A 17,983-nucleotide genomic window follows, 5' to 3' on the forward strand; every position below is an offset into this window, starting at 1 on the left:
GGCCGAGAACGGCGGGGAGGGCTGTCCAGGTGGCGACCCAGGCGTCGACCCGCGGCGTCGACCCGCGCGGACGCCACGCGCCTCGCGCCGCGGCGGGCTCCTTGCCGACCAGGGTGTTTGCCGCCGGCCGACGCCGCCTGGAGGACGGGGCCGCGGTCCGGTGCCGGCCCAGTGTGATCAGGATTGTCCGACCGGGTGGCGGCGCCGAGGCGAACGACGGGGCCAGCGCGGGTACGGTCGTGGCCGTGACGGCCTCGGAACGCGACCGAAAAGGCGAGAAGCCCGCCGGCCCGTGGCGGCGCCGGCTGCATGTGGTCACCGGCAAGGGCGGGACCGGGAAGACGACCGTCGCGAGCGCGCTGGCGTTGGCGCTTGCGACCGGCGGGCAGCGGGTGCTGCTCACGGAGGTCGAGGGGCGCCAGCAGATCGCTCAGGTCTTCGACACGCCGCCCCTGCCATACCGGGAGCGGAAGGTGGCCAGTGCCCCCGGCGGCGGCGAGGTGTACGCGCTCGCCGTCGACGCGGAGGAGGCGCTGCTGGAGTACCTGGAGATGTTCTACAACCTGCGCAGCGCCGGAAAGGTGCTGGGCAAGATGGGCGCGATCGACTTCGCGACCACGATCGCTCCGGGCGTGCGCGACGTCCTGCTCACCGGCAAGATCAAGGAAGCGGTGAACCGGCCGGACGGCACCCGGCCGAGCGGGCTCGCCTATGACGCGGTCGTCCTGGACGCGCCGCCGACCGGCCGGATCACCCGGTTCCTCAACGTCGCGCGCGAGGTGGTGGGCCTGGCGAAGATGGGGCCGATCCGCTCGCAGGCCGACGGGGTGCTCGCCGTGCTGCACTCCGGGCAGACCGCCGTGCATCTGGTGACGCTGCTGGAGGAGATGCCGGTGCAGGAGACCGTCGACGCCGTCGCCGAGCTGCGCGCCGCGGACCTGCCGGTCGGCGGCGTGGTGGTGAACATGGTGCGTCCGCCGCTGCTCGGCGCCAAGGAGCTGCGCGCGGCCCGCGCGGGCACCCTCGACGGGGAGGAGCTCGCGGCCGGGATCAAGGAGGCTGGCGTCGAGCCGACGGAGGAGCTGATCGCCGAGCTCGCCAGGGAGGCCGCGCAGCACGCGGAACGGGTGGCGCTGGAGACGGCGCAACGGGTCGAGGTGGCCGCTCTCGACCGGCCCATGTACGAGCTGCCGCTGGCGACGGACGGGATGGACATGGGGATGTTGTACCGGTTCGCGGAGATGCTGCGGGCGCAGCGGATGGTCGGATGACGCCGGCCAGCACGCCGCCGGCCGCGGGAGGCGGGAAGCCCTCGCCCGGCCCGAAGACGCCACCGGGCGCGCGGGCCCAGTCCGCTCCGAAGCCCGGGCCGGCCCCGAAGTCCCAGTCGGCCCCGAAGTCCCAGTCGGCCCCCAAGTCCCAGTCGGCCCCCAAGTCCCAGTCGGCCCCCAAGTCCCAGTCGGCGTCGAGGGGAGCGAGCCTGGCCAAGGACAAGGACAAGACGCGGGCCGCCGCCGCGGCCGCCGGCCAGGCGGGGTCCAGGATCCGGGCCCGGGTCCGCCCGCAGCCGGCCGGGGTGCCGCGCCTGGACGTGGACGAGATGCTCGAGACCGAGCGGATCATCGTGTGCTGCGGGTCGGGCGGGGTGGGCAAGACGACCACTGCCGCCGCGCTGGCCCTGCGCGCCGCCGAGCGGGGACGCGCCGTCGTCGTGCTGACCATCGACCCGGCGCGGCGGCTCGCGCAGTCGATGGGCCTGACCGAGCTGGACAACTCCCCGCGCGAGGTGCTGGGCGTCGACCGGTCGGCCGGCGGGCGGCTCGACGCGATGATGCTCGACATGAAACGGACGTTCGACGAGATCGTCCTCGCGCACTCGACCCCGGAACGCGCGCAGCAGCTGCTCGAGAACCCCTTCTACCAGTCGTTGTCCAGCTCCTTCTCCGGGACGCAGGAGTACATGGCGATGGAGAAGCTCGGGCAGCTGGACGCGGCCGGCGACTGGGACCTGATCGTCGTCGACACCCCGCCGACCCGTTCCGCGCTGGACTTCCTCGACGCCCCCAGCCGGCTCGGGACGTTCCTGGACGGCCGGTTGCTGCGGCTGCTGCTCGCACCGGCAAAAGCCGGCGGCCGGGCATACGTAAAGGTGCTCGGTGTCGGTTTCGGAATGTTCACGAAGGTGCTCACCAAGGTCATCGGCGCCCAGCTGCTGACCGACGTGAGCCAGTTCGTGTCGGCGTTTGAGACCATGTTCGGCGGTTTCCGCCAGCGTGCGGAGAAGACGTACAGGCTGCTGGGCGCTCCGGGAACGTCCTTTGTGGTGGTCGCCGCGCCGGAGGTGGCGGCGCTGCGGGAGGCAAGCTATTTCGTCGACCGGTTGGAGACCGACGGGATGCCGCTGGCCGGGTTGGTGGTGAACCGCATGCACCACGGCGACGGCCGGTCGTTGACGGCGGAGCGCAGCCTGGCGGCCGCGGAGAACCTCGCCGAGCACGGGGAGCATCCGGTGGCCGCGGCCGTGCTGCGGGTGCACGCCGACCGGCTGCGGCTGGCCGAACGGGAGGCGCGGATACGGGAGCGGTTCACCTCGGCGCACCCGGACACCCCGCTCGTCGAGGTCGAGGCGCTGGCCGACGACGTTCACGACCTGATCGGTCTCCGGGAGATCGGGGACGCGCTGGCGGGTGATGAACGTCTCGCCCGAGTGGGCTGAGAGCACTACCGCAGGGGTGACTCGAACGGGCGATTGCCCAGTGAGAAAGTCCGTGCTATCGGGCCAGGCCTAGAGCCAGGGCCCGACGCGGGCGACCTGCTCCTAGGCGAGCGTGCCCGCGCGGCAATCGTCGCGGTACCTGGCCGGCCGTAGGATTTCGCGTTCCGCGTTCGCGGGGCTGCTGACCAGGGAAGATACGGGAATGCGCATCCACGTCGGCCACGGTGCGCGCCCGGCTGTGTGCCATGGGCGCGGGTGGCCGGACGATGCGGGCCACCGGAAAGGCGCCCGCGCGGCGGGCGGTAATACGAATCATGCCCATCGTGACCGAGCTTCCTCGGCGGGCATCAACCGGGATCCCGTGCGCGACGCTGCGCCGGGTTCCGGTTGGAAGGGCTGGCCGGGAGCGGCTAGCCGACAGAGCTGGCGCGGTGATCCGCCTGGGCGTCCGCGAGGAGCTTCCTCCAGGAACGGACATCCGGCCGGCGCCGCAGCAGCGCGCGGCGCTCCCGCTCGGTCATGCCACCCCAGACACCGAACTCCACGTGATTGTCCAGGGCGTCCGCCAGGCACTGTGTTCGCACCAGGCAGCCGAAGCAGCGGGTCTTCACCCGGTTCTGCGCGGCACCCTGGACGAACAACTCGTCCGGGTCGACGTCCCTGCAGGCCGCGACAGCGGTCCAGTCGCCGTCGGCGATGCTGCTGACGACACCGGTGGTACTGCCGCCACGACGAGCAGTGGTGACGGTCGGGGTTGGGCTTCTGGTCATGCCACCTGCCTTTCGAGAGAGACCGTGGTCAAGGGACCCGTGCGGGTGACGTGGCGTCGTTGGCGTCGTGCGAAACCGTACGGAGTGCCGTGGCCACGGCACAGACCCCACTCGGGTGGTTATCGGTATGACTAGTCCGGGCCATTGATGCGAACCAGACTGTAGGACCGTTGATGGCATCCGCATGTCAACCGGATGACAGCACCGTCTCGTTTGTGTCTTGCGCGTTTCTCGGTCAGACCACCTCCGGTTCACCTTCTCGCCGCGCGGCGCGTGCCCGTTCCGCGCCGCCTCGGCGGCCGTCACCGACGACGGCTCGCGCCCGACCTGCGTGGACGCGCGCAGCCTCCGGGCCGCCGACGGGCCGGGCGGTCTCCCAGCCGGGGCCGCGGGCCCCTCTGACGGCCGTTGGGCGGCCCGAGTGAGCGGCTCCACGGGGCCGGGCGCCGACAGGTGGCGGACGACGGCGCTCGTCCGCCTGCCCGCGCCAGCCATCGGCTGGGCGGGCTCACGAGGTAACCTCACCCCGCCACCTCCGGGTAGCGCGCTTGCCCTGTGGTCCGCGTATGGGTGGAACGATGCGTCCGTCGGGCGTCGCTTGGCAAGTGGTGTTAATCCGTGGGGGATCGTGCTGGGGGCGGACGGAGGTTCCGACACCATGAGGGCACGCGCGTGAGCGCCGCGGCTGCCCCCCGTCGGGGGCGCCGGGGCTGGACCTTCGCGGCCAGGAGGCTGGCCGGTGCGCTGTTCGCGAGCATCGCCGCGGGTGTGGTCGTCGCGCTCCTCGCCGTGCCGATGGTCGGACTCGTCGGGCTCACGGCGAAGAGCGGGGCCGACGATTTCCTCTCCCTCCCGGAAAACCTGACCGTCACCCCGCTCGTCGAGCCGTCGAAGATCCTGGACGCCCACGGCAGCGTCATCGCGACGCTGGTGGGCGAGCAGTATCGCGAGGTCGTTCCGCTGTCCCGGGTACCGCTGGTGATGCGAAACGCCATCGTCGACATCGAGGACGCGCGGTTCTATGAACATTCCGGCGTCGACTACCGGGGGATGGTCCGCGCCTATCTCGCCAACCGGGAAAGCGGCGAGGTCAGCCAGGGCGCCTCGACGATCACCCAGCAGTATGTGAAGAACGTTCTTCTGCAGGCGGCGGCAACTCCGGAGGAGCGCAAGGCGGCGACCGCGCAGACGGTCGACCGCAAGCTGCGCGAAGCCCGGTACGCGCTTTATCTGGAACAACACCTCAGCAAGGACGAAATTCTCGAGCGTTACCTGAACATCGCGTACTTCGGCGACGGTGCCTATGGCATCCAGGCCGCCGCGAAACGCTACTTCAACGTGGACGTCGAGAAGCTGTCGCTTCCGCAGGCGGCGCTGCTCGCCGGGCTCGTGAAGAACCCGACGGCCTACAACCCGGTGCTGCACCCGCAGACCGCCGCGGAGCGGCGCGACCTGGTTCTGGACGCCATGCTCGAGCACAAGCACGTCACCGGGGCGGACCTGATGACGGCGAAGGCGGCGCCGGTGAAGCTCGACCAGCCGCCGCACTCCGCCGACTCCTGCGCGGACTCGTACGCGCCGTTCTTCTGCGCTCAGGTCCGCCAGATGCTGCTCGACGACCGGACCTTCGCCCCGACCCAGGACGCCGCGCGCAAGCTGCTGTTCGAGGGTGGCCTGACCATCAGGACCACGCTGGACCCGATCGCCCAGGGGGCCGCGGACTCCTCCGCTCGTGAGATCGTCCCGCCGGGCAACCGGGTCTCGGCGGGCGTCGTCACCGTCCAGCCCGGCACCGGCGACGTGCTGGCGCTGACGGAGAACCGGGACTACGGCGACCCGGCCGACGGTATGTCACCGTCGACGACGGGTGACTTCGTCCATACGAAGCAGGTCTACCCGACCAACGAGACGTCCTTCTCTCCCGGTTCGACATTCAAGATGTTCGCCCTGGCAGCGGCACTGGAGAAGGGCATGCCGCTGTCGACGACGTTCAACTCGCCGGGCTGCTACCAGTCCAAGATCTGGCAGAACCCGGACCCGACGGGGAAGAACTGCTACGGCAACGCGGACCCGAACGAGGCTGGCCTCTACTCGCTGACGACCGCGACCTGGCACTCGGTGAACACCTACTACATCCAGCTCGCCGAACAGGTCGGCATCCTGAAGATCGCGGAGATGGCGCGCCGCCTCGGCGTCAGCTCCTGCCGCGTCCAGGCCCAGACGTCGAACCTGCAGTCCGACTCACCCTGCCACGCCGTCGACGGCGTGAGCTCGGGCGACGGGTCGTTCACGATCGGCTCGAACGAGATCAGCACCCTCGACCTCGCGACGGCCTATGCGACGATCGCGGCACACGGCAAGCGCTGCGACCCGCGGTTCGTCATCTCGATCACGCAGCGCGTCGGCGGCTCGGACCGGCTGCTCGACTACCACAAGCCCGCCGACTGCGACCAGGTGCTCAACCCGCAGATCGCGGACACCGTCTCCTCGGTGCTCGAGGGCGTCATCAACAGCGGCACCGCGACCGGCAACGGCCACATCGGCCGTCCGGCCGCCGGCAAGACCGGCACCGCCGAGGACTTCAGCACCGCCTCGTTCGTCGGCTTCGTTCCTCAGCTGGCCACCGCGGTCACCCTCGCGGACCCTCGCGGCCCGTCGACGCACCAGCTGCGCAACGTGCTCGGCTACCAGCACGTCTACGGCGGCGACCTGCCGACGAAGATCTGGGCACGGACGATGACCAGGACCCTCGACGGCCTGAAGCTGCCCGTCGAACAGCTACCGCCCCCGGACAACACCCAGCCGGTCGTCCCGATGGTGATCGTGCCCAACGTCACCGGCCAGACCGTCGCCGCGGCCGCTGCCGCGCTGCAGTCGCAGGGCTTCACCGTGCAGCTCCTCGGCGACCCCGCCGGCATCGTGCTGGCCACCTCGCCCCCCAGTGGCACGAGGATCCCGCTGAACCAGCCGGTGACCCTCGTCGCGTCAGGCGGCGTCGTCGCCCAGTCAACCCCCGTAAACCCAGGCAATGGCAACGGCAATGGCAACGGCCGCGGCGGCCCCTTCGGAAGTCCCTTCAACCGCTAGCGGTACCTCGCCGGATCGCCGACGACGGTGGTCCGGCGCTCGGCCGAAGCGTAGCCGGCGCGGGTTGGGAGGGGTTCGGCGTGTCGAGGCAGGTGAAATTGGGGCGGAAGGCGCGGCCGAGCCCCCAATTTCGGCTGCCTCGAAGCTGACCACCGCCCAGCTACAACGAGAAATGAGCCGAGCCGGTGACGCGCGCAGCGCGAACCACGGGATGTCGGGGCGGAGGCCCTGACTGTCGGGGTTCTAGCGGGCCAGCGCCCACACCCGGACGGAGAGAGCGGTTCCTCGTTGTCCCCGCGCCTCCTGACCGACCGGAACGCGAAGCCCTGCCGGCTCACACCCGCCGCGCGGCGCTGGCTGGGCCTGGGCAAGGGATACTCCGACTGGGGCTACGCGAAGAACGTCAAATGGAACACCTACGGCGCCATGGTGACCGTGACCTACTACTTCCAAGGCCTCACCGAGACGGTCCAGATCTACCCGAAGGGCAAGAACGGCAGCGGCATCTCGACCAACGGCTACGAGACCTACGCGAACGGCGGCGGCCGCTACCTGGCCCTCGAGACGTACCACCGCTACGGATCCTGATCGCGCTGATATCTGCTCGCGCCCGGCCGTCGATCTCTCACACGGGACGGCGATCATGGCTCTGACCTGTTGGAACGCCAATATTCGCCCGACGGGAAGCGCGTGCGACCACACATCGTCCGCGCGGTGCGACGCCTCGACGGGCGCGGGCGGCTGCGTGGCGGGTCGCCGGGTCGCCGGGTCCTGGCCATGCACGGCGTGAGCGGCTCGCCACGCCTTCGACCTTGCCAGCGGCCCGCCGCTGAACGTGTCGTCGCTGTGCTCAGGTATCGGCGCGTTCGACCACTCGGGTAGTCGGAGCAACTGGACCCCGGCGACCTGTCACCCCCGCTAGATTCGGCCAAAGGTGAGGGGGACGCAGTGGCTTCCGACATGCAAGATCGCAATCTGAACGTCGCCGAAGCGACGCTCACGGGCACGCTCGACCGATGCGACAATAAGGCGAGCTTCCTGCTCGCCCTCACGGGCGCCGCAGTTACGGTTGTGCTCTCCAACCTTCCCAAAGCGATTCATCACACAGTCGCACTGTCTATCTATATTTCTGGTATTGGCGCTTGGGCTACGGCCATCATTTTCTTGCTACTGGCAGTACGACCACATCTAAAGAATGATGACGGGGCTAGCTGGCCGCATTGGTCACGGTTATCGTCGGCCGATATTCGTGAAAGAATGACCGAAGATCGCAGGTCTGCTCGAATAAGAGTTCTGTCGCGAATGGCCCATCACAAATTCTTCTTCATTCGTTGGGCCATAGATCTCATCCTTACGGGCATCGGGCTCATGATAGTCGCCACACTATGTATAGCTGTTAGCTGACTTTAACGACACGCACCAGGTGCCTTGAATCGAGGCCCGTGCGGCACCTGGAGTTCCGAGTGCCTGGCGCTCATGGCTGGGGCGAGCGTGATCCCTTCGGCGTGCCGGCGGGAGGTTCGGGGGGCGGAGCCCCCTGAGGTCTTCCCGCCCGGAGGGCGGGTCTCGATCGGGATGAGGCACCGACGCCGACAGCGGCGGAGAGAACGCCGAGGAGCCGGACGAATGGTCTACTGCTGTACTTCGCTGCTGTACGACGATGGGGACGTGATCGTCGATCACGTCCCCATGCTGGTCGGGGTGGCGGGATTCGAACCCACGGCCTCTTCGTCCCGAACGAAGCGCGCTACCAAGCTGCGCCACACCCCGGCGCCTGACGATGGTCAGCATACCCGACGGGTGCGGGGCTGCGGCGGCCCGGTTCCGGCGAATCTGACCGGCATGATCGGTGGGCCGCCCGGCCGCGGCTCCGCCGCGGCGCTACCTGATGGCGGTGAGGGTGAGCAGGGTTGCTTCGGGGCGGCAGCCGAAGCGGATCGGGGCGAACGGGGAGGTGCCGAGGCCGGCCGAGACGTGTAGCCAGGAGGAGCGGACGGTGCCGGTTTCGGGTGCGACGTGCCAGCGGGAGAGGCCACGGGCGCGTCTGCGGTCGAGGCCGCAGTTGGTGGCGAGCGCGCCTACGAAGGGGAGGCGGATCTGGCCGCCGTGGGTGTGGCCGGACAGCGTCAGCTGTACGCCGCTCGCGGTGAACGCGTCGAGTACGCGGGGCTCGGGGGTGTGGGACAGGCCCAGGACGAGGTCGACGCCGCTGTCGGGCGTTCCGGCGACGAGGTCGGCCCGGTCGCGGCGCAGCTTGGCGTCGTCGACGCCCCGGGTGTCCAGGCGCCGGCCGCCGATCGTCAGGACCTCGTGGACGTGGGTCATGTCCCGCCAGCCCGAGTCGGTGGCGAGGTCCTTCGCGAAGCCCGACCAGTCCAGGGCCGGCCCGGTGGGCTTGGCCTCGTTGGCGCCGAGGACGTAGTGGTGTGGGCTGTGTGGGCGTGGCACGTAGTAGTCGTTGTTGCCGGGGACGAAGACGCCGGGGAACCCGTACAGCGGCGCCAGGGCCTGGCGCAGCGGGCTGGACGCGTCCGCGTGGGAGAGCACGTCGCCGGTCAGGGCGACCAGGTCGGGCATCACCCGGGCCAGCTCGCCGAGCCAGCGCAGCTTGCCGGCCTGGCGCGGCAGCACGTGCAGGTCGGACAGGTGCAGGATTCGCAACGGCGCGGAGCCCGGCGCGAGCACGGGCACCTCCCGCCTGGTCAACGTGTAGGAGTCGCGTTCATACAGCCCGTACCCGACCGTGGCAGCGCCAGCCGTTCCCAGCGCGGCCACGGCCCGCAGGGCCAAGGCTCGCCCTCCCGGCATGTCCCCTCGCATTGGTCCAGTCTCCCCCTCGCCACCGACAGGAGAACCAAGCCGGCGAGGGGAACCAGGGCGGCGAGGGGAACCAAGGCGACAGCTGGCGTGCGGACGAGGCCCGCCCCGCCTACCTTCCAACGAGCCGCGACGAGAATGCGGATGACCGAACCACTTGACAGGACCTAGGCTGCGATGACCATGAGCACTCTGAAAGAGCGACTGCGCGCCGACCTGACCACGGCGATGAAGGCCCGGGACGAGCTGCGGACGTCCACGCTGCGGCTCGCGCTCGCGGCGGTCAAGGAGGCGGAGGTCTCGGGCAAGGCGGCGCATGAGCTCTCCGAGGCCGAGGTCGAGAAGGTCCTGACCCGGGAGGTGCGCAAGCGCCGCGAGGCGTCCGAGGCCTACGCCGCGGCCGGGCGCGCCGAGCAGGCCGCCCGGGAGGGCTCCGAGGGTGACGTGCTCGCCGACTACCTGCCCAAGCAGCTCGGTGACGACGAGCTCGCCGCGATCGTCGAGAAGGCGCTGGCCGAGGGTGGTTTCGCGGGGCCGAAGGCGATTGGCCCCGCGATGAAGGCCGTCCAGGCCGTGGTGGCCGGCCGCGCCGACGGCGGCAAGGTCGCCGCCCTGGTCAAGTCCCGCCTCGCCGCGTAGGCCGGGTCGGCGGCGGTCAGTCCGGGTGGCGGGGCGGGTTCGCCGACGGGCGCACGAGGCCGGTCTCGTAGGCGAAGACGACGGCCTGGACGCGGTCGCGTAGTTCCAGCTTGGCCAGAATGCGGCCGACGTGGGTCTTGACCGTCGCCTCGGAGAGCACGAGACGAGCGGCGATCTCCGCGTTCGACAGGCCGGCGGCGACCTCGCCGAGAACGTCGCGTTCCCGGTCGGTCAGGCGGGCGACCCGGTCGGCGCCGGCGGCACGGGCGCCCGGTGCCGACCGGCCGCCGGCCGCGCCCGCGCCGCCGTCGGATTCCGGGTCCGGCAGGCGGTGCGCGAACGCGTCGAGCAGCCGTCGGGTGACGTTCGGCGCGACGACGGCGTCGCCGGCGGCTACCGTGCGGATCGCGGCGAGCAGGTCCGCCGGCGGCACGTCCTTGAGGAGGAAGCCGCTCGCCCCCGCCCGCAGGCCCGCCAGCACGTACTGGTCCAGGTCGAACGTGGTCAGGATGAGCACGCGCGACGCGCCGTCGGTGGCCACGATGCGCTTGGTCGCCTCGATGCCGTCGACGCGGGGCATCCGCACGTCCATCAACACGACGTCGGGCGCCAACTGCGCGGCGAGCCGCGCGGCCTCGGCGCCGTCGCCGGCCTCGCCGACCACGGTGATGTCCGGCTGCGAATCGAGCACCATCCGGAATCCCATCCGCAGCAGCGGCTGGTCGTCGGCGAGCAGGACTCTGATCGTCATCGTGGCTGGATGCCAGGGATCTGGCTGGTAACGGGCACCGTCACCGTCCTTACCTTCGGAGGGGCGGAGGGACATTCAGGGAAGCCGAGGGCCCGGATGGAGCCGCGTCGTCGTGATCCGGGCGGTCCGTAGCCGGTGGTCGGGTGGCGGCGATCGTCGGCTGCCGCGCCGCCGGAGCGTTGATCCGCGCGGCGACGCGCCATCCGCCGTTCGGCCCAGCGACCGGGCCGGCGACCAGGTGGCCGCCGTGGAGGGCGGCACGTTCCCGCATTCCCTCGATACCACGCCCGTACGGTCGACGAATCTCCGGAGGATCGGTGGTGGGGCGGTCCCGCCGCTCCTGTGCCCCAGTCCCAGCCTCAGCCCCGGGCTCGGCCGCACCCGCTGCCGTGGCTGGGCTGGTGTCGGTGACCTCGATGTCGACCCCATTGGGGTCGAAGTTCAGCCGAACGAGGGCCCGAGCGTGCGGTCCCGCGTGCTTCAGCACGTTGGTCAGCGATTCCTGGACGATCCGGAAGATCGTGAGTTCGGCGTCCGCGGGCAGCTCGCGCCGGTCGCCAGAGACGAGGAGGCCGACGGTGCGCCCAGCGTGGCGAACCTGGTTGACCAGGCGTTCGAGGTCGGCGACCCGCGGCTGTGGGGCCGTCGCGACCTCGCCGCCGAGGTCACTCGGACCGCCGGTGTAGTCGATGTCCTGCGCGCCGCCGTCGTCATGGCCGTCGTCGAACGTCTCGGGCGTCTCGCGCGCCTCGAACGTCTCGCGCCGGACGGCGGCCCGCGCGGCGTCATGCGGAGCCGGCGGGTGGTTGGCCGCCGCGCCGAGGTCGATGGTCGGCGGCCCGGCGGGAGCGTGGTCGTCCCGCAGGACGCCGAGCAGGCTGCGCATCTGCGCGAGCGCCTCCCGGCCCGTCGCCGACACGGATTCGACCGCGCGGACCGCGCGTAGCGCCCGCTCGTCGCCGCCCGCTGGCACCTCGGTCGTCGCACCGTGGGTCGCCGGCGCCTCGGCCGGGGCCGCGATCAGGTCGCGCAGCGTGTAGCTCGCGCCGTCCGCAAGCGCGATCATGACGGACAGGTTGTGCGCGACGATGTCATGCATCTCCCGCGCGATGCGGGCTCGTTCGCCCGCCGCGGCGAGCAGGGCCTGCTGGTCACGCTCGCGTTCGGCCCGTATGGCGCGGTCGGCGATGGAGGCGACGTATGCGCGCCGGGTGTTGGCGTTGACGCCGAGAACACCCGCGGCGATGGCGGCCGGCAGGAAGACCAGCATGACGCCGAGCCGGTCGACGTCACGGACGTGGGGAAGTCGGCCACTGAACCAGACGATCCAGATCGTGATGATCAGTGCGGCCCCTGCCGTCGCCCGCCGCCGGGACCATTTCGCCACGGTGTAGAACGCGATCAGCATCGACGAGAACGTGCCGAAGGACGGCACCCACAGCAGGATCTGCGCATAGGACGCGGCCGCGCAGACGATGAGCGCACCGACCGGGTATCGACGCCGTAGGCAGAGTGGTGCCACCGCCACGCAGGTGAGCAGCACCATTCTGGCCGACGGGCCGCTTGACAACGTGAGCGGTACCAGCGCAAAGAGACAGACCATCAGCGCGAGAGCGGTGTCGACGAGAACGGGACGGGCGCGCAGGGTGCGGCCGATCCGGCCGTACCGCATCCGGCCGAACACCACGCCGGGCACGTCGGGCACGTTCGGCTGGCTGGGCCGGCTCGTCCCACGGCTCGACGTCGCCATGAGCCTCGTCGCCATGAGCCTCATAGTGCCCCCTCCGGGCCGATTGGGGATGCCGGGACAGGACCCCCGCGAAGCCCCCGGGGCGTGCGATGACGACCTGACGGGTGTCGCCTCGCGCGCCCCGAGGGCTCCGCGGGGAAAAGCGATCCGCGGGGAAGGTGATCCGCGGGGAAGCGGTCGGATCAGACGTCGCGCCGGGTGAGGACGTAGGCCGAGGCCACGCCCAGGAGGGCGATGTAGAGGCACAGCATCACGAACGCCCTGCCTGGGGAGACCAGGTCGGTGAGGCGGGCGGGGCTCGTCGACGAGATGGCGTTACCGAGGAGCGCGGGCAGGTACCGCTGCGCGGACTCCAACCGCTCGCCGAACATCGAGAAGATGAGCGGGAGGCCGAGCACCGCGCCGAGCAGCGCCGTCACCGCGCCGGCCGTGTGGCGGATCAACGCGCCGAGGGTGAGCCCGAGCAGCGCGATGGCGGTCAGGTAGAACGCGGCGCCCAGGATCGCGCGCGCCGCGCCGTCGCTGCCGAGGGAGACGCCGACGTCGTGCGATCCGAGGATGGCCTGGCCGATGAGGAAGGACACCAGCGACGCGACGAGCATCGCCACGAACGTGACACCGGCGAGGACGGCGGCCTTCGCCCACAGCACCGGCAGCCTTCGCGGCACCAGGCCGAGCGTCGCGCGGATCATGCCGGTCGCGTACTCGCCGGTCATGGTCAGCACCCCGAGGACACCGACCGCCACCTGGGCCAGCAGGAGACCGGCGAGGGACTGGTACACCGGGTCCTGGCTGCCAGCCTGGACATCCGCGACGGTCCAGTTCTCCGACGCGGAGACGCACAGTGGGATGGCGAGCCCGATGAGCAGCAGGACAGCCAACCCCATCGTCCACTGGGTGGAACGGAGCGACCGGAGCTTCGTCCATTCGGACCGCATCACCCGCGCCTGCGTCACGTCGCCCGCGATGGCGCCGCTCGGGGCGTCGCCCGCCCTCGCCGCGCCGGACCCTCGCCTGGACCGCGCCGATGCCCCGCGCTCCAGCGTGGCCGTTCCCGGCTGCCGGCCGGGTGCCGCCGCGACCGTGGCCGGCAGGGCGGACACGGCGGACGCGCGGTCACGGGACTGGCGGTCGTGCATCTCGTTCATCGGGTTCCCTCGCTGGTCGCGGGCGCCGCGGTGTTGAACTCGACCGCGTCGCGGGTGATGTCCATGAACGCCTCCTCGAGGGAGGCAAGGCGTGGGGTGAGCTCGTACAGCGCGATCCCGTAGGCGCGGGCCAGCTCGCCGATCCGTTCCGACGGCAGGCCCGCCACCTCGATGGCGTCGGCCTCCGAGCCGGGTGCGGCCTCGAAACCACTGGCGGCCGCGGCGGAGCGCGCGCCGGCGAGGGCGGCCGAGTAGGTGACCGTCGCGCCCTCGCGGGCGGCCAGCTCGGCGAGCTCGCCCGCCTGCGGGGAGCGGACGTGCACCCGGTTGCCCGAGGCGCCGCGGACGAACTCCTCGACCGACGTCTCCTGGATGAGTCGGCCGCGGCCGACCACGATCAGGTTGGTCGCGGTCATCGCCATCTCGCTCATCAGGTGCGAGGAGAGCAGGATGGTGCGCCCCTCGGCGGCAAGGCCGCGCAGTAGGTCGCGGATCCAGCGGACGCCCTCCGGGTCGAGCCCGTTGACCGGCTCGTCGAGGACGAGCGTCCCGGGGTCGCCCAGCATCGCGGAGGCGATCCCCAGCCGCTGGCCCATGCCGAGCGAGAAGCCGCCGGCCCGCTTGCGAGCCACGTCCCGTAGCCCGACCAGGTCAATGACCTCGTCGACGCGGCCGCGCGGGATGCCGTGTGTGTGCGCCAGGGCGAGCAGATGGTCCTGGGCCGAGCGTCCCGTGTGGATCGCCCTGGATTCCAGCAGCGCGCCGACGTGGCGTGCTGGCGAGGCCAGGTCGCGGTAGCGGCGGCCGTCGACGAGCACCGTGCCCTGGGTCGGCCGGTCCAGGCCGAGAATCATTCGCATCGTCGTCGACTTGCCGGCGCCGTTCGGCCCAAGGAACCCGGTGACCACTCCGGGCCTGACCGTGAAGGAAAGGTCGTCTACGGCGACCTTCCTGCCGTAGCGCTTGGTGAGCCCGCGCGCCTCGATCATCGTCAACCTCGCGTCTGTCGTCAGGTACCGGCGGTGGTCGAGTCCCGGGTGGTCGACTGCCGGCTGGACAACCAGAACGTTAGGGATCTTCGGGCCCGCCGCCGACGCCCGCGCGGCCGATCTTTTCCGGCCGCGACGTACCGCTGACGGCGTAGGCGTACGCCTTGAGAGGTACGAGGTACGTGGCCGGACTCGCGGCCCCCGCGTGGGCGAGCGGAAACGCGCGGCCTCCGAACGCGGCGTTCGAACGCGGCTGCTCCGAACGCGGCTGCTCCGAACGCGGCTGTTCCGAACGCGGCGGCTCCGGGCATGAGCCCGTCGACCTCGGGCAGGCCGCGGTCCCGCGAGTCCGGGATAGTGTTGCGGGACCAGCAGCGACAGCCGGAGGAGGTGAGACCCATCAACGCCAGAAAAGGCTTGGTGCGTTCGCCTCGCGGCCACGCTGTTCGTCAGTAGCGGTGGCCGCGCGAGCGCCCTTCGGTGCTCCGAAAGGCTTCTGATGTCGCTTTCTCCCGCCCGTGGCGTGAGCTCGTCGAATGACGACTCATCCGTCGACAACCGCGCATCCGCCGATGAGACAGTCACAACGTCTGGCATTGTCGAGACACTGCGAGCCGCCGGCTGCGTCTTCGCGGAGGACGAGGCCGCGCTGCTCCTCACGTCCGCCGACGGGCCGGCCGATCTGGCCGACATGGTCGCCCGGCGGACCGCCGGCATCCCGCTCGAGCACATTCTCGGGTGGGCCGAGTTCTGTGGGCACCGGATCGCCGTCGAGGACGGCGTCTTCGTTCCGCGCCATCGCACCGAGTTTCTCGTCGAACTGGCGACCGGCCTCGCCAGGCAGGCCGCGGCGGCCCACCTCGCGCGGGCGGTAGGCCCGGCGGCCGACCTCGCGCGCGCGGTCGTCGTCGACCTTTGCTGCGGCTCGGGCGCCCTTGGCCTCGTCGTCGCCCGCCTCGCCGCCCAGGTCGAGCTGTACGCCGCCGACATCGATCCGGCGGCGGCGCGCTGCGCCCGCCGCAACGTCGCGCTCGCCGGCGGCCAGGTCTTTGAGGGCGATCTCTATGACCCGCTGCCGGCCGACCTGCGGGGACGCGTCGACGTCCTGATCGCCAACGCGCCGTACGTGCCCACCGAGGAAATCGCGCTGATGCCACCGGAGGCGCGGGAGTACGAGCCACTCGTCGCGCTGGACGGCGGTCCGGACGGGCTCGACGTCCTGCGGCGGGTCATCGCCGGCGCGAGCGCCTGGCTCGCCTCGGGCGGCCACCTGCTCGTCGAGACCAGCATCAGCCAGGCACCCGTGCTGGCTGGCGTCGCCGGCCGTCATGGCCTGACGGCACGCGTCGAAGGCTCCGACGACTACGAAGCGACCGTCCTCATCGTGACCAGACCCGGCGCGGCCGGCCGATAGCCGCCACCTCCCGCGACGAGGCGTCGGGACGTGAAATCAGCTGCGAGGCGGCCGGGCTGGGACGGGTTCGTGGCATGAGCCCTGGCCGAGACCGTGCAACAGGGCGGGCGGCTGGCGCGTGTCTGGGGGTGAGACCTCCAGGAGGCCACCATGACGAGTAGATCCGATGACGAGTGACGCGGACGAGTTCGCGGCGTTCGTCGCCGAGCACGGCGACGGGCTGCTCCGGTTCGCCCGGTCGATGACCGGGGACCGGCACCGCGCCGAGGACCTGGTCCAGTCGGCGTTGACCAGGACGTATGCCCGCTGGCCCAGCGCGCGCCGCCGCGATCCACTGGCCTATGTCCGGCGCGCGATGGTGAACGGCCGAATCAGTGGGTGGCGGCGCCGGTCGTCGTCCGACGTCGTCGGTGCCGTACCCGACCGGCCGGCGCCGGATCGGCCCGAGGACGACGTGGTCGAGCGCCTCCGGATGCGTTCGGCGCTGGCCGCCCTGCCCACCCGGCAACGGGCGGTGCTGGTCCTGCGCTATCTCCTGGACGCGCCGGACGGCGAGATCGCCGCGGCCCTGGGCACGAGCGAGGCGACGGTGCGCAGCCAGGCCCATCGCGGCCTCGCCAAGCTGCGCACCCACCTGGGCGACCCGCCGCGGGCCGAACTCGCGGGCGGATCCACCACCGCCACGTCCGACACCGCCAGGTCGGCTGCCGCCACCTCGACCGCCGCCGGATCCGCTGGAGAGACCCGGTTGTCAGAAACCCGATTGTCGGCGGCCCGCGACCGGGCGCCGGCACCTCATCCCCTTCGTATTCCGTACGAACCCATCTGACCGAGGACGGACCGCGTGCTAGCTCCAACCGAAGAGGCGACCGTGCGCGCCCTGCGCGCCGCGCTCGCGGACGACGACCTCGGCGCCGCCGACCCGGCGGCGCTCACCAGGCTCACCGCCCGGGCGGTGCGGCACGGACGCACGATGCGGTTCCGGCGGCGCGCGGGGGTCGCGGCGCTGCCGATCGGCGTGGCCGCCGCGGTGGGCGCGACGGTGTTGGCACCGGGCGGCGGTGCCGGCGGCCCGGTGGTTGGCCCGGCTCCGTCGTCGACCGCCGCCGAGACGCCCCCGGCCGGTCTGGGGGGCGGCGGGTCGGCCACGGATCTGTTCCTCGCGGCCAGCGTGCGGCGGCTGAGCTCGCCGGCGGGCGACGGGCCGGTGTTCTGGTGTCGCGAGATCTACCAGGCTCACGTCGTCCCGGCACCTGGCGGTCAGGCCCAGGAGAATCGCGCGGAGCAGTACTGGGCGCGGTCGGATGACGGGAAGCTGCGGGTCGTACTGACCACCGACGGGAAGACCAAAACTCACGACCTCACCGGCCTGGACGCCAAGTACGCCCTCACAGGCCTCTACAAGGCCGGGTACGAGCGCAACGGTCCCGAGGGTATGGCGGACTTCGTCCGGCTCTACACGAAGGCTGAGATCCGCGCGCTTCCGGCCGATCCCGGGAAGCTCGCCGCGATCATGGACGACGGGCTGGCTTCCGACGTGCCGGAGGCCGCTCGGGGCGCCAACCGGTTGGGCGTGGTCGTCAGCCTGATGCAGACCCCGGCGACGCCCGAGGTGCAGGCGGCCGCCTTCAAGGTGCTCGCTCAGACGCCTGGCATCACGGTGGTCGGCGCCGCGACCGACCCACTCGGACGGGTCGGAACCGCGTTCGACGCGACGCTGCCGCCCGACATGGGCGCGACCACCGCCCGCCTGATCCTCGCCGACGACGGCAAGGTGCTGAGCCTCCGGACCGACGACGTGGCCGGCGGCTCGTGGCAGTGGACGGCGTACGTCGACTGTGGCTACCGCGACGACCTCGGGCCGTGACATCAGACGGTCGCCCGGCGCGATCCGGGCGACCG

The 17,983-nt window shown here is 71.3% G+C and carries 15 protein-coding genes and 1 tRNA gene; 9 read left to right on the plus strand and 7 right to left on the minus strand.

What is annotated here, in order from left to right; genetic code table 11:
• Window positions 1-239: 239 nt before the first annotated feature.
• Window positions 240-1,271 (plus strand): ATPase BagA, encoded by a 1,032-nt coding sequence (bagA, locus tag FRCN3DRAFT_RS0207925; protein WP_035926863.1) that lies wholly within the window; start codon window positions 240-242, stop codon window positions 1,269-1,271.
• The gene (gene bagB / locus FRCN3DRAFT_RS43265; protein ID WP_007512391.1) at window positions 1,268-2,716 is read left to right on the plus strand and encodes an ArsA-related P-loop ATPase; all 1,449 of its coding nucleotides are present in this window, start codon (window positions 1,268-1,270) and stop codon (window positions 2,714-2,716) included. The genes bagA and bagB overlap by 4 nt, the downstream gene beginning before the upstream one ends.
• A gap of 410 nt (window positions 2,717-3,126) precedes the next feature.
• On the opposite strand, the gene FRCN3DRAFT_RS0207935 is transcribed toward bagB, so the two are convergent.
• A complete protein-coding gene (locus tag FRCN3DRAFT_RS0207935) occupies window positions 3,127-3,486 on the minus strand; it encodes a WhiB family transcriptional regulator (RefSeq protein ID WP_007512389.1) in 360 nt (119 codons plus the stop codon).
• Window positions 3,487-4,158: 672 nt separating this feature from the next.
• Between FRCN3DRAFT_RS0207935 and FRCN3DRAFT_RS0207940 the strand changes: the two genes are divergently transcribed.
• The 3 genes from FRCN3DRAFT_RS0207940 to FRCN3DRAFT_RS53910 all read left to right on the plus strand — a co-directional run bounded on the left by FRCN3DRAFT_RS0207940 (window position 4,159) and on the right by FRCN3DRAFT_RS53910 (window position 7,977).
• A complete protein-coding gene (locus tag FRCN3DRAFT_RS0207940; RefSeq protein ID WP_007512387.1) occupies window positions 4,159-6,573 on the plus strand; it encodes a transglycosylase domain-containing protein in 2,415 nt (804 codons plus the stop codon).
• A gap of 288 nt (window positions 6,574-6,861) precedes the next feature.
• The gene (locus FRCN3DRAFT_RS0207945; protein ID WP_007512385.1) at window positions 6,862-7,161 is read left to right on the plus strand and encodes a hypothetical protein; all 300 of its coding nucleotides are present in this window, start codon (window positions 6,862-6,864) and stop codon (window positions 7,159-7,161) included.
• Between the two features lie 360 nt (window positions 7,162-7,521).
• A complete protein-coding gene (locus tag FRCN3DRAFT_RS53910) occupies window positions 7,522-7,977 on the plus strand; it encodes a Pycsar system effector family protein (RefSeq protein ID WP_131803577.1) in 456 nt (151 codons plus the stop codon).
• 289 nt (window positions 7,978-8,266) lie between these two features.
• On the opposite strand, the gene FRCN3DRAFT_RS0207950 is transcribed toward FRCN3DRAFT_RS53910, so the two are convergent.
• Window positions 8,267-8,343: transfer RNA gene (locus tag FRCN3DRAFT_RS0207950), tRNA-Pro, on the minus strand.
• A gap of 111 nt (window positions 8,344-8,454) precedes the next feature.
• Complete coding sequence (locus tag FRCN3DRAFT_RS0207955) at window positions 8,455-9,393, minus strand: metallophosphoesterase (protein ID WP_106410153.1); 939 nt, start codon at window positions 9,391-9,393, stop codon at window positions 8,455-8,457.
• A gap of 180 nt (window positions 9,394-9,573) precedes the next feature.
• Here FRCN3DRAFT_RS0207955 and FRCN3DRAFT_RS0207960 point away from each other — a divergent pair, with 180 nt between their 5' ends.
• Window positions 9,574-10,029 (plus strand): GatB/YqeY domain-containing protein, encoded by a 456-nt coding sequence (locus FRCN3DRAFT_RS0207960; protein WP_027140361.1) that lies wholly within the window; start codon window positions 9,574-9,576, stop codon window positions 10,027-10,029.
• Between the two features lie 16 nt (window positions 10,030-10,045).
• On the opposite strand, the gene FRCN3DRAFT_RS0207965 is transcribed toward FRCN3DRAFT_RS0207960, so the two are convergent.
• The 4 genes from FRCN3DRAFT_RS0207965 to FRCN3DRAFT_RS0207980 all read right to left on the minus strand — a co-directional run bounded on the left by FRCN3DRAFT_RS0207965 (window position 10,046) and on the right by FRCN3DRAFT_RS0207980 (window position 14,667).
• Window positions 10,046-10,780 (minus strand): response regulator, encoded by a 735-nt coding sequence (locus tag FRCN3DRAFT_RS0207965; RefSeq protein ID WP_007512380.1) that lies wholly within the window; start codon window positions 10,778-10,780, stop codon window positions 10,046-10,048.
• 49 nt (window positions 10,781-10,829) lie between these two features.
• Window positions 10,830-12,545, minus strand: coding sequence for a sensor histidine kinase (locus FRCN3DRAFT_RS0207970; RefSeq protein WP_232793964.1), 1,716 nt, complete (start codon window positions 12,543-12,545; stop codon window positions 10,830-10,832).
• A 167-nt stretch (window positions 12,546-12,712) separates the two neighbouring features.
• A complete protein-coding gene (locus FRCN3DRAFT_RS0207975; protein WP_007512376.1) occupies window positions 12,713-13,678 on the minus strand; it encodes an ABC transporter permease in 966 nt (321 codons plus the stop codon).
• Window positions 13,675-14,667 (minus strand): ABC transporter ATP-binding protein, encoded by a 993-nt coding sequence (locus FRCN3DRAFT_RS0207980; protein WP_007512374.1) that lies wholly within the window; start codon window positions 14,665-14,667, stop codon window positions 13,675-13,677. The genes FRCN3DRAFT_RS0207975 and FRCN3DRAFT_RS0207980 overlap by 4 nt, the downstream gene beginning before the upstream one ends.
• A gap of 523 nt (window positions 14,668-15,190) precedes the next feature.
• On the opposite strand from FRCN3DRAFT_RS0207980, the gene FRCN3DRAFT_RS0207985 reads away from it, so the two are divergent.
• From FRCN3DRAFT_RS0207985 to FRCN3DRAFT_RS0207995, 3 genes are all read left to right on the plus strand, one after another.
• Window positions 15,191-16,081, plus strand: a complete 891-nt coding sequence (locus tag FRCN3DRAFT_RS0207985; protein ID WP_051466183.1) for a putative protein N(5)-glutamine methyltransferase — start codon at window positions 15,191-15,193, stop codon at window positions 16,079-16,081.
• A 166-nt stretch (window positions 16,082-16,247) separates the two neighbouring features.
• Complete coding sequence (locus FRCN3DRAFT_RS43270) at window positions 16,248-16,910, plus strand: SigE family RNA polymerase sigma factor (protein WP_007512370.1); 663 nt, start codon at window positions 16,248-16,250, stop codon at window positions 16,908-16,910.
• Window positions 16,911-16,925: 15 nt separating this feature from the next.
• Complete coding sequence (locus tag FRCN3DRAFT_RS0207995) at window positions 16,926-17,948, plus strand: hypothetical protein (RefSeq protein ID WP_007512369.1); 1,023 nt, start codon at window positions 16,926-16,928, stop codon at window positions 17,946-17,948.
• Window positions 17,949-17,983: the final 35 nt, after the last annotated feature.

The sequence above is a fragment of the Pseudofrankia saprophytica genome, from assembly GCF_000235425.2.
Lineage (GTDB): Bacteria > Actinomycetota > Actinomycetes > Frankiales > Frankiaceae > Pseudofrankia > Pseudofrankia saprophytica.